Origin of the sequence: Allobosea sp. Root670 (assembly GCF_001429415.1) — a bacterium.
In the GTDB taxonomy this organism is placed as follows: domain Bacteria; phylum Pseudomonadota; class Alphaproteobacteria; order Rhizobiales; family Beijerinckiaceae; genus Allobosea; species Allobosea robiniae.
The window spans coordinates 1-10,349 of record NZ_LMJU01000008.1; the positions used below are offsets into that span (position 1 = coordinate 1).

The following is a 10,349-nucleotide window of genomic DNA, read 5'->3' on the forward strand; positions in this document are numbered from 1 at the left end:
GTTCGCCCTCAAATCCATGCTGGAAAAACAGGCCGCCTGAGGCCAGAAATGAAACCCAGGACTCTCCCTCAGACCGGAGGAGAAAAGGGTCTCAGGTCAGATCCCGCCCCCCAATTGGCGGGATACTCAGGAGTTGGCAGCGACGGAATTCATACGCGGCTCCGCTATAGCGCACTTGCCGTCGTGCCGTCGTGAGGAGCTGAAGTTGGCCCTTTGCTGACATCGAGGATGTCTGCTTTCCGCCGCCCAACTAAACCAGGGACGAGGCAGCGGAACTAGCAGTGCAGCACCTTCCGTCAAAGCGCATGGGCAATCGCCGGACAAGATTGAAACGCTTCGGCTCGCGGAACATATCGCCTCGTACCTTGTTTCGTTGAGATCGAGCGGACCGTACCGTCCGCAACGCGTCGGCCTTTTGTCCGCGCCCTTAAAGTTCATCGCTCATGACAGGCACCACCCTACGAGGCGTCCCCGACGCCACGACCACTCGCGCGTCTTCTGCAGTGTCGTGGGGCGCCGTCCTCGGAGGCGCCGTGGTCAGTGCGTCGATCTCCCTCATGCTCCTCGCCGCCGGAGCCGGGCTGGGCTTCGTCTCGGTCTCGCCTTGGACGAATGTCCGTGTCACGGCCGCCACGTTCGGCATCGCAGCCATGATTTGGCTTGCCGTCGTTCATCTCCTCTCGGCCGGCGCCGGGGGCTATCTCGCCGGCCGTCTCCGCACCAAGCGTGTAGGTCTTCATACTGAAGAGGTTGCCTTCCGCGACACCGCTCACGGCTTCATGGCCTGGGCCGTCGGTGCGATCCTCAGCACCGTCCTGCTGGCATCGGCCGCCTCCGCGGTGATTGGCGGCAGTGCCCGCCTTGGTGCCAGCGCGACGTCCGGTGTCGGCTCTGCCGTCTCCGGCGCAGCGAGCCAGGCTGCCGGTCGCCTCGATCTGTCGAGCCTCGACCCGTCGGCCTATGTCACCGACACGCTGTTTCGCGCCGAGAGACCCGCTCCCTCCTCGGCTGACACGGCTCCGGCTCGTGCCGAGGTCGGCCGGATCATCGCGATGAGCATCCGCAACGGCGAGATGTCCCCCGCTGACAAATCCTACGTTGCCAACGTGATCGCCGCCCAGACCGGCATCAGCCAGCCCGACGCCGAAAAGCGCATCACCGACGCGATCGCGAAGACCAAGGAAACCGCCGCCAAGGTGGAGCAGACCGCTCGCGAGGCGGCTGGCATGGCCCGCAAGGCCGCCGCCTCCTTCGCACTTGCGACCTTCATCGCGATGCTCATCGGCGCGCTGGCGGCCAGCTATGGCGCCACGCTTGGTGGTCGCGCTCGCGACAAGGTCCACGCCTGATCCACGCCTGCAATCCCGACAACCGGAGAATTCCAATGGCTACGAATGCACCAAAGGCTCTCGACGACATGTTCCATGACATGCTCAAGGACGTCTACTACGCCGAGAAGCAGATCCTGAAGGCTCTGCCCAAGATGGCGAAGGCGGCCAAGTCGCCAGAGCTCAAGAAGGCCTTCGAGACGCATCGCGAGGAAACGGAGGCGCATGTCGAGCGCCTCGGCGAGGTTTTCGAGGTGATCGGCAAGGCGCCGCGCGGAAAGACCTGCGACGCCATCCTCGGCATCCTCGAGGAAGGCAAGGCCGTCATGGAAGACTACGCCGACAGCCCGGCCCTCGATGCCGGTCTCGTCGCCTCCGCCCAGGCGGTCGAGCATTACGAGATGACGCGCTATGGCACGTTGAAGTCATGGGCGAAGCAACTGGGGCACAATGAAGCGGTGACGCTGCTCGATGCCACACTTGCCGAGGAGACCAAGACCGACAAGCTGCTCACCCAGCTCGGCGGGCCGGCAAACTCGGCGGCTGTCGCGCAAGCCAAGGCCGCGTGATCCGTTGGCTTTCTGGGGCCCTCTCTCCTCGCTGGAGAGAGGGCTTCACTACGTTCATGTTCGTGCGTCGCGACACGATGGCTTCTCGAAACATTTCCTGATCGCCTCAACGAAACCAACTTCGCACCGCGCAAGACGTCTCAGGCTTCGAGGAAAAAGCGGATCATCTCGCGCGAAGCATCGGGCCCCGTGGCATCGGTATAGCTTCCGCCGTGGTCACCTCCTGACCAGGCATGGCCGCCGCCGTGGATCAGCCAGTGCTCGGCGAGTGCAGGAGCATCGCCATGCCCGATCAGCGACCGGGTCACGCGTTTGCCATTGATCACCGCATCGGTCTGAAACTCTGCCGGCTTCCCCTGCGCGGACCCCGCTAGATCGAAAACAGCCTTGCCGTTCGATGGATGAACCGTGGCATCAGCGGTTCCGTGGAAAATGATCTTCCTGATCGGCGAACGGGCTTGTGCGGTCGCCTTCGCATTTCCCTTCATTGCAACGAATGCGGACATGACGTCGCAAGCCGCGCCGTGAGGCAGGCCGGAATGAATGCCGGCTGCGGAAAAGACGTCGGGATGGGTCGAGGCCAGGACGTCGGCCATGGCCCCGCCCGCCGACAGGCCGGCAACGAAAACCCGCTTGCGATCGATCTTGAATTTCGAAGCCAGTTCGTGGGCAAGTCCTGCCAGAAGGGCCGGTTCGCCAGCGTCACGCCGCTGATGACGAGGGTCGAACCAGTTCCAGCAACCCTGCGCGTTGGCCGATTTCGGCTGCGAAGGGTAGGCGACGATCAGGCCGAACTCATCGGCCAAAGCATTCATTTTGGTCCCGCGGGCGAAATCATCCGGGTTTTGTGTGCAGCCGTGAAGCATCATCACCAGCGCAAGCTCACGATCGGCGTGATTGGGCGGCACGTAGAGCTTGTAGGTCACTGAGCCAACGGTCGATTGGAACCTGCGTGTCCTGAAGTTTGCACTGTCCCGCGCATCTTCCGTAACCGTTTCACCAGGGCTCGGCGCGTGGACGAAGCTCGCCTGCTCTTGTCGCAGCTTTTGCAGGATCGCCCGGAGGCCGCGCGCAGGCGGTGCTTCGGGACTGTCACCGCTTTGTGTGCCGCTATCCAGGGCAGCTGAGGGCATAGACCCGCGTCCGGCGAGAGCATGCCGTATCGCGGCCGTTGCGCCCATCACGTCGGATGTTCGCAGGCGGTTCATGGCTTCGCCGATGGCGGCGTGAAAACGCGGGTTCATGGCGAAGGTCCTTTGGGTCATGTCAGCCGATCGGCCAGGGCGGCCTTGACCTCGGGGGATGTATGCAGGGCCCCGAGGATGGTGAGAGAGGCAACGGCTTGCCGCGCCAGTTCCGGGGAAACGTCACTGTCGATTACGGCCAAGCCCAGGACCCGGATGTCGAGCTGCTCCCCAGCTGCGACCACGGCTTCGAGATCCTGGCGCGTGAAGGTCCGCAGTCCCAGTTCCAGTGCCAGGCGTGTCGTCGCCTTCGCGGCTACATCGGAATGGGTCGCAAGCTGGTTGCGGATCGCGGTGCGAATGAAGTCCGAGCGGTTGGAATAGAAGCCGTCGCGGACCAGCAGGTCGATGCGGCCGAGATCCACGAATCCGAGGTTCAGGGTCAATTTTTCGCTCTCAGGAGTTTTCATCGTCAATCCATATACCATCCAATTGGATGGTATATGGATGCAATCAGAGGGATCTCAATAGGCCGCCCCGCGTCTGGCGAACAAACCAAACCGTCAAAAGACAGAGACAGGGATTTGGCGGCGTGGCAGCACATGGCATAAACGGGAACGCTCCCTGAACGGGAACGAGATCGGGGACATTTTGCCGACGCCGGAACTTCGGGACGCCCGTTTCATGCGCAGCCTGCTGGCGGCGTCGGACGATTGCATCAAGGTCATAGACCTCGACGGCAAGCTCTCCTTCATGAGCGAAGGCGGCCAGCGCATCATGGAAGTCAGCGACTTCAACGCCATCAAGGGCTGCCCCTGGCCGGATTTCTGGGCTGACCAAGGCAACGCCGAAGCCAAGTTCGCGATCGAGGAAGCGCGTGCTGGTCGCAGCTATCGCTTTCAGGGCGCTGCCAATACGGCCGCCGGCAATCCACGGTTCTGGGACGTCCAAGTTGGCCCGATCCTAGGCCCGGATGGCAAACCCGAGGCGATCCTGTCCGTGTCGCGAGATATCACGGCCATCAAGGAGGGCGAGCAACGCCAGCGTCTGCTCGCGCTTGAACTTAAGCATCGGATGAAGAACACCGTCGCCATGATTCAGGCGATCGCCAATCAGACGATCCGTGGTGGTCCCGAGGTGGATGCGCTCAAGGAGGCCTTCATCGCAAGGCTGAACACGATGGCCTCGGCACAGGACATCCTGACCCAGACCGTCTGGGCCAGGGCGAGCCTGGCATATCTCGTCGAAGAGTCTCTGAAAGGGCAAAGCGACCTGTCGCGCTTCCGCATCGACGGGCCGCCGGTCGAACTCTCGTCCAAGACTGCCCTGGCGATGGCGCTCGCGCTCCATGAGCTGGCGACCAATGCCGCGAAATACGGCGCTCTCAGGCAGGATGGCGGACGGATCGACATAACCTGGTCGGTTGAAGACGGTCAGTTCGCATTCGAGTGGCGTGAGAGCGGCGGACCACTGGTCGAGCCGCCAACCCGCCGCGGCTTCGGATCGCGCATGATCGAGCGCGCTTTGGCGGGATATTTCAGCGGGGCAGCCGCCATGGACTATCAGCCGGCCGGAGTGGTCTTCTCGCTTCGCGGCCCCATCGACGCGCTCATTGCCGACTGATCAGGCCGTCGACCGGAAGGCTGCGATGACTTCGGCTGCCCGGTATGGCTTCCTGATATACTGAACGTTCTCGGGCAGCTCGCCTTCGTGCGGCATGACGCGACCGCTTGCGACGACGATGAGGATGGGCGGCCAGCCCAGCCGCACGACATGCGCCAGCTTCATGCCATCCATGGACCCCGGCATCTCGATGTCGGTGAATACGATGGCGATGTCGTGGCGGGCTTTGAGGATCGCGATTGCTTCCTCGGCATGGACAGCCTCGACCACCTCGAAACCAGCCTCCTCGATGAAGTCGACGGCGTCCATCCGGAGGAGAGGCTCGTCTTCGACGATCAGGACGACTAGCTTCGACATCATGTGCTTTCGAGAGTGACTCTCAGCCAACTGCCGACGTGAGCTCTTGTTGCCTCGCATTGCAAAGAATTGCGCCGTTTGTCCCGCCCGCAGCGGCGGCGTGGGCACCGGGATTCCGGGAATAACGGGTTTCAGGCGGGGTTTCTGCTCGTGGCGCAGACTGCGGATGTCATTTGGCAGGCGGAAGTCTAGCGGGCGGAACTCCTGATTTCGATCGTTTCAGTGTCCGCGGCGATGAGGCGATCATCCGGTTGGTGATGGCGCCTCCGAGCGTCCCGGAACTCAAACAAGCGGGGAGCGTTCAAAACTTGCTCGCCCGATACCATGTCGGCTGCGGCTTTTTGGGTTGGGGGAAGTTTGTCCGCACCGTCTCGCCGCGCGATGCTCGCTTTGCTCTCCAGTGTCTGCATGCTGGCGAACCGTTGCATACAGGCCCAGGCGACAGCGGGCTCCGCGAAAGGCTTTGGCTATGACGATGTCGTCCAGCAGGCGATGGCGTTGGCAAAGCAGCCTTTCGATGCCGAGAGCGCAAAGATCCCGGCCGAGCTCTCGAACCTGACCTATGACAGCTATCGCGAAATCCGCTTTCGCCGCGACAAGGCCTTCTGGCGCGAGGGCGGCTCGGATTTCCGCCTGCTGCCGTTCCATCTCGGCTTCCTGCACAACAAGCCAGTCCAGGTTCACGTCATCAACCACGGCAACGCGATCCCTATCCCGTTCACGACCAATCTGTTCGAATACGGCAAGGTTCCCGTGCCTAAGAGCCTTTCCCCCGCGCTGGGTTTCGCGGGGTTTGCCGTGACGACCAACCTGAACGACCCGAAAGTGCAGGACGAGGTCATCTCATTCCTGGGCGCGAGCTATTTCCGGCTGATCGGCCGCGGTCACCGCTACGGACTTTCGGCGCGCTCGCTTGCCTTGAATGTCGGCGGTGAGGGTCCCGAGGAGTTCCCGTTCATGCGGGCGCTCTGGGTGGAGGAGCCGTCGCGCGACACGACCGAGCTCGTCATCTATGCCCTGCTCGATTCGCCATCGGTCGCCGGCGCCTTTCGCTATGTCGTCCGCCCGGGCCGCGTCACCGATATGGATGTGACGGCTACGATCATCCCACGCCGGGCGATTGAGCGGATCGGCATCGCACCGCTGACCTCAATGTTCCAGGCCGGCGAGGGTGATCTCGCGCAGAGAACCGATTTCCGCCCCGAGATCCACGATTCGGACGGGCTGACGCTGCAATCCGGCAGCGGGGAATGGATCTGGCGGCCCATTCGCAATCCCAAGGCGCTACGCATATCGAGTTTCGGAGACAAGAACCCGCGCGGCTTCGGCCTGATGCAGCGCGACCGCGACTTTGGCAGCTACCAGGATCTGGAAGCGCGTTATGATGCCCGGCCGGGCTACTGGGTCCAGCCACAGGGCGACTGGGGCGAAGGGAGGATCGACCTCATCGAAATCCCGACGGTGAACGAGGCTTTCGACAATATCGTCGCCTGTTGGACGCCGAGCGCTCCGCTGCCCAGCGGGCAGGCGGCGGAGTTCCGCTACCGCATCTCGGCATTGTCGACGACCTGGCACCTGCACCCCTACGCGCAGGTGCAGCAGACCTTCAACGGCTCGGATATCGAGGACGGCGTTGCCGAGGGCAAGGGCACGAAGCGCTTCATCGTCGACTTCGCCGGCGGCGATCTCGCCTACTATCAGAGCGAACCCGATCGCCTCGAACTCGTTGCGACGACGACGGCCGGTGCGATCACCACGAAGATCCTGACGTTCAACGCCCCGTTGAAAGGTGTGCGCGCCATCGTCGACGCGACGCTGCCGGACGGCCAGTCGGCCGAGCTTCGCATGTTCCTGAGAGCGCGAAATCGCACCTTGAGCGAGACGTGGACGGCGACATGGTCGGTGCCTCCCGGCGACGCCGCAGGGCCGCAATCGCCAAAGAACTAGCTTCTCCCGGCGGTCGCCATTCCGTCGACCGCTTCATGCTGGCGTCCAGATTGAAGGAAACCGATCGATGCCCGCGATTGAGGTCACCCCTACCGTCGCTGCTCCATCGACAAGGTCGCCTGCTGACGTCGTCTCGAATGTAGCCATCGGAGTCTTCATCGTCGCCGCGCTTTATTTCGGGCGCGAGGTTTTCGTCCCTGTGGCGCTCGCGATCCTGTTCAGCTTCGTCCTGGCGCCGCTGGTCAAAGGTCTGCAGAAGCTGCGTGCCCCACGGGCGTTGGCGGTTTTTGTCGTCGTCTTGATTGCGTTCGCGACCTTGGCGGCCTTGACGATGGCGATGGTTGGCCAGGCAACTCAATTGGCGAGCGAGCTACCAACCTATCAGAGCACCATCCGCGCCAAGATTGCCGCTTTGAAAGGCTCGGGGGCCGGAAGCGGGGTTTTGAGCCGCGCCGCGGATGTCCTGCAAGATCTGAGCAAGGAACTCGACCGTCCCAAGGCGGAATCTCCAGTCCCAAGCGAAACGCCAGGCCCTGCACGGGACGGACGCCCAATCCCCGTCGAGGTGCATCAACCGGAACCCGGCGCTATCGAAACGCTGCAGGCCTTTCTGGCTCCGCTGATCCACCCTCTGACCACAACCGGAATCGTGCTAATCTTCGTGGTCTTCATCCTCTTGAAGCGCGAGGACCTTCGAAACCGGTTCATCCGATTGACCGGGACTTACGATCTGCAGAAGACTACGGCCGCGTTCGATGACGCTGGCAAGCGCCTCAGCCGGCTGTTTCTGACGCAGCTCATCGTCAACGCCGGCTTCGGTGTTGTGATTGGTTGCGGCCTTGCCGCCATCGGCGTTCCCAGCGCCTTGCTTTGGGGAATTCTGGCGGCGATCCTGCGGTTCATTCCCTATCTTGGCGCCGTCCTCTCGGCCGTTTTTCCGATGGTGATCGCCGCATCGGTCGATCCCGGTTGGATGATGCTCGTGTGGACGGCGGCCTTGTTCGTGATCGCCGAGCCACTCGTCGGGCATGTGATCGAACCTTTGGCCTATGGCCGCTCCACCGGGCTCTCGCCGATCGCCATCGTAGTCGCGGCAACATTCTGGACTTGGTTATGGGGTCCTATCGGGCTGGTTCTGGCAACCCCCTTGACCGTGTGTCTCGTGGTCCTTGGCCGGCATGTCGAAAGACTGGAATTTCTGGACGTTATGCTGGGGGACAGACCCGCACTGTCGGCGCCGGAGATCTTCTATCAGCGGATCCTCGCGGGAGACCCCGCGGAAGCAGCCGACAAGGCTGAGGAGGTTCTGAAAGAGCGCTCGCTATCCGCTTATTACGACGAGGTCGCGCTCGAAGGCTTGCGGCTCGCCGCAGCAGACGAGGCGCGCGGCGTTCTCGATGCTCCCAGGCGAAACCAGATTCTTGCGACAATTCGCGAGGTCCTCGAGGACTTGTCCGACCATGACGACGGTCGCCCTTCGCGCGGCGCCGGCGCCGCAGACGCCGAGACCGAGGCGGCGGTTGAACAGACCAACGAACAGGAAGGTGCGTCCGATCTGCCCGTACTCACCGCGGCTGAGCTGAAGGACACGTTTCGAGACGGAGGTGGAGTGGTCTGCATCGGCGCGCGATCGCAACTCGATGAGGCAGCCGCGCTCATGCTGGGCCAGATCCTGGAGAAGCATGGATTGGCGGCGGAGGCGTTGCCTCCCACCGCGCTGCTGGCTCCCGGTATGGAGCGCCTTGCCGCGCGCAGTCCGGCTTTGATCTGCCTTTGCTATATCGGACCCCACAATGCCGCTCACGTGAAGTATGCGCTTCGGCGCCTTCGCCGCCGTCTGCCGATGGCGATCCTCGTCCTCGGCGAACTGTCGCAAGTTTCCAGTCCGTTGGCAGATATCAAGGGCCCCTTGCTCGCCGACGACGTGGAAACGTCTCTTCGAGGCATCTGCCGGCTGTGCCTTCAGTTCGCGGAGACAACGGACGCGGCAAGCGGTCGAGCGCGTCATCTCGAATGAGCAAGGCTTGGGAACCGTATGATCCGACTTCCTTGCAACTGAAATGAAATTTCAGGCATCAGGAAGGTACGTAAATCGTGGAGAATAAATAATATTCGATCTCGCCTTCGTGAGATAAATAAACAGGATTATTTTCTAATTCTATGATACATTCTTTCACGGAAGATTTTCATTCCGCAAATCGGAAGGATTTTCCATGAAAATCCCCTCTCAAACCAAACCTGCCATCTGGGGTGCCGTTGGCGGTGCTGTTGCCCTTGCCGTTCTCGGCTTCACCTGGGGTGGATGGTCCACCGCTTCGTCGAGCGAACGCGTGGCGAAGCTCAGAGCCGAGAATGCCGTTGTCGCGGCCTTGTCTCCGATTTGCGTGAGCAACTTTCAGAAGCAACCCAATGTCGATGCAGCCCTCGCCGAACTGAAGAAGATCAGTTCATGGAGCCAGGGCGATTTCATCGCCAAGGGTGGCTGGGCCACGATGATCGGTAGCACGTCACCGGACTCGGCCGTCGCCAAGGCCTGCGCCGAAACGCTCGGCATGTCCAAGACCTGAGACGATCGCAACGGCGATAACCGTACGCAGCGACATCGTCCGTCGATCATGAACCATTCCGCGTGAGCAGCGCGGAAATGGTGGCGTTCATGACGCCTCCCTGCTCAGCAAGAGGAGATTTGTATGGCCAAGGGACAGATGCGCGGCAATCGAGAAGCCAAGAAGCCCAAGAAGAAGAAGGAAGCAGCGGCCGTGCCCGTATCGGCAAAGGGCCTTCCGGTGACGCTCGAACTTGCAGGAAAGCCGAAGAAGAAGATCTGACGTGAACATTCGCAGCCGGGAAACCACGGTCACGTTCAGGAAGCCGTTCAGGCTGAGCGCAATAGACCATATGCAGCCTGCCGGCACCTACCGCGTGGTGGTCGACGAGGAGGAGATTCCAGCCACCTCGTTTCTGGCCTATCGCCAGATCGCCACCATGCTGCACACACCGTCGCTTTCTTCGTTTGGCAACTCCCAGGTGTTCGCGGTGAGCCCGGGCGAACTGGCCAGCGCGTTGGAGGCTGACCTCAGCGCTTATTAAGACGACACCGGCGAGGGATCCGCGCGCTGGCCACCGCTGATCCGGCATGCTGTATCCCGCCGCGGGCGCATTTGACGCCTCATCTTGGCCATCGCGCGCTTCGATGCCGCGTCGAACGGCTCGATCGTTCGGAAGATTGCTTCAAAACCGGGAGCACGGCTGGCGTCCTCCTGATGCGCGCCAGCCAGCCGATGCCGCTCGCGATACGCGGTTGCTTGCGCCTACGCCCCGTGAACCGCCGCTACCCAAGG

General features: G+C 62.2%; 11 protein-coding genes. 8 read left to right on the forward strand and 3 right to left on the reverse strand.

The genetic code is table 11. From position 1 onward, the window contains the following. Positions 1 to 557: 557 nt before the first annotated feature. Both ASE61_RS09170 and ASE61_RS09175 read left to right on the forward strand, forming a co-directional pair. Positions 558 to 1,349, forward strand: a complete 792-nt coding sequence (locus ASE61_RS09170) for a hypothetical protein (RefSeq protein ID WP_200959615.1) — start codon at positions 558 to 560, stop codon at positions 1,347 to 1,349. A gap of 35 nt (positions 1,350 to 1,384) precedes the next feature. Beyond that, entirely contained in the window at positions 1,385 to 1,897 is a 513-nt protein-coding gene (locus ASE61_RS09175) for a ferritin-like domain-containing protein (RefSeq protein WP_061966601.1), read from the forward strand. Positions 1,898 to 2,037: 140 nt separating this feature from the next. Here ASE61_RS09175 and ASE61_RS09180 read toward each other — a convergent pair whose 3' ends face one another. Next, positions 2,038 to 3,162, reverse strand: coding sequence for an alpha/beta hydrolase family esterase (locus ASE61_RS09180; RefSeq protein ID WP_200959616.1), 1,125 nt, complete (start codon positions 3,160 to 3,162; stop codon positions 2,038 to 2,040). Then, positions 3,159 to 3,551 (reverse strand): CopG family transcriptional regulator, encoded by a 393-nt coding sequence (locus tag ASE61_RS09185; RefSeq protein ID WP_244492771.1) that lies wholly within the window; start codon positions 3,549 to 3,551, stop codon positions 3,159 to 3,161. Before ASE61_RS09185 ends, ASE61_RS09180 begins: the two co-directional genes overlap by 4 nt. Positions 3,552 to 3,765: 214 nt before the next feature. Here ASE61_RS09185 and ASE61_RS09190 point away from each other — a divergent pair, with 214 nt between their 5' ends. Continuing rightward, positions 3,766 to 4,704, forward strand: a complete 939-nt coding sequence (locus ASE61_RS09190; RefSeq protein ID WP_061966604.1) for a sensor histidine kinase — start codon at positions 3,766 to 3,768, stop codon at positions 4,702 to 4,704. Here ASE61_RS09190 and ASE61_RS09195 read toward each other — a convergent pair whose 3' ends face one another. After that, complete coding sequence (locus ASE61_RS09195; protein ID WP_320409863.1) at positions 4,705 to 5,169, reverse strand: response regulator; 465 nt, start codon at positions 5,167 to 5,169, stop codon at positions 4,705 to 4,707. A gap of 300 nt (positions 5,170 to 5,469) precedes the next feature. Between ASE61_RS09195 and ASE61_RS09200 the strand changes: the two genes are divergently transcribed. The 5 genes from ASE61_RS09200 (at position 5,470) to ASE61_RS09215 (ending at position 10,098) form a co-directional block, all read left to right on the forward strand. Continuing rightward, positions 5,470 to 7,008 (forward strand): glucan biosynthesis protein, encoded by a 1,539-nt coding sequence (locus ASE61_RS09200; RefSeq protein ID WP_274532856.1) that lies wholly within the window; start codon positions 5,470 to 5,472, stop codon positions 7,006 to 7,008. A 67-nt stretch (positions 7,009 to 7,075) separates the two neighbouring features. After that, positions 7,076 to 9,025, forward strand: a complete 1,950-nt coding sequence (locus ASE61_RS09205; RefSeq protein WP_061966607.1) for an AI-2E family transporter — start codon at positions 7,076 to 7,078, stop codon at positions 9,023 to 9,025. A 196-nt stretch (positions 9,026 to 9,221) separates the two neighbouring features. Then, positions 9,222 to 9,575 (forward strand): hypothetical protein, encoded by a 354-nt coding sequence (locus ASE61_RS09210; protein WP_061966608.1) that lies wholly within the window; start codon positions 9,222 to 9,224, stop codon positions 9,573 to 9,575. Between the two features lie 123 nt (positions 9,576 to 9,698). Beyond that, a complete protein-coding gene (locus ASE61_RS26900; protein ID WP_200959617.1) occupies positions 9,699 to 9,836 on the forward strand; it encodes a hypothetical protein in 138 nt (45 codons plus the stop codon). A 1-nt stretch (position 9,837) separates the two neighbouring features. Beyond that, complete coding sequence (locus ASE61_RS09215) at positions 9,838 to 10,098, forward strand: hypothetical protein (RefSeq protein WP_061966609.1); 261 nt, start codon at positions 9,838 to 9,840, stop codon at positions 10,096 to 10,098. The last annotated feature ends 251 nt before the right edge of the window (positions 10,099 to 10,349 follow it).

Coding starts and splice junctions, on each gene's coding strand:
- ASE61_RS09170 (WP_200959615.1), top strand. CDS start 558: ATGCTCCTCGCCGCCGGAGCCGGGCTGGGCTTCGTCTCGGTCTCGCCT.
- ASE61_RS09185 (WP_244492771.1), bottom strand. CDS start 3,551: ATGAAAACTCCTGAGAGCGAAAAATTGACCCTGAACCTCGGATTCGTG.
- ASE61_RS09190 (WP_061966604.1), top strand. CDS start 3,766: ATGCGCAGCCTGCTGGCGGCGTCGGACGATTGCATCAAGGTCATAGAC.
- ASE61_RS09180 (WP_200959616.1), bottom strand. CDS start 3,162: ATGACCCAAAGGACCTTCGCCATGAACCCGCGTTTTCACGCCGCCATC.
- ASE61_RS09175 (WP_061966601.1), top strand. CDS start 1,385: ATGGCTACGAATGCACCAAAGGCTCTCGACGACATGTTCCATGACATG.
- ASE61_RS09200 (WP_274532856.1), top strand. CDS start 5,470: ATGCTGGCGAACCGTTGCATACAGGCCCAGGCGACAGCGGGCTCCGCG.
- ASE61_RS09205 (WP_061966607.1), top strand. CDS start 7,076: ATGCCCGCGATTGAGGTCACCCCTACCGTCGCTGCTCCATCGACAAGG.
- ASE61_RS09210 (WP_061966608.1), top strand. CDS start 9,222: ATGAAAATCCCCTCTCAAACCAAACCTGCCATCTGGGGTGCCGTTGGC.
- ASE61_RS26900 (WP_200959617.1), top strand. CDS start 9,699: ATGGCCAAGGGACAGATGCGCGGCAATCGAGAAGCCAAGAAGCCCAAG.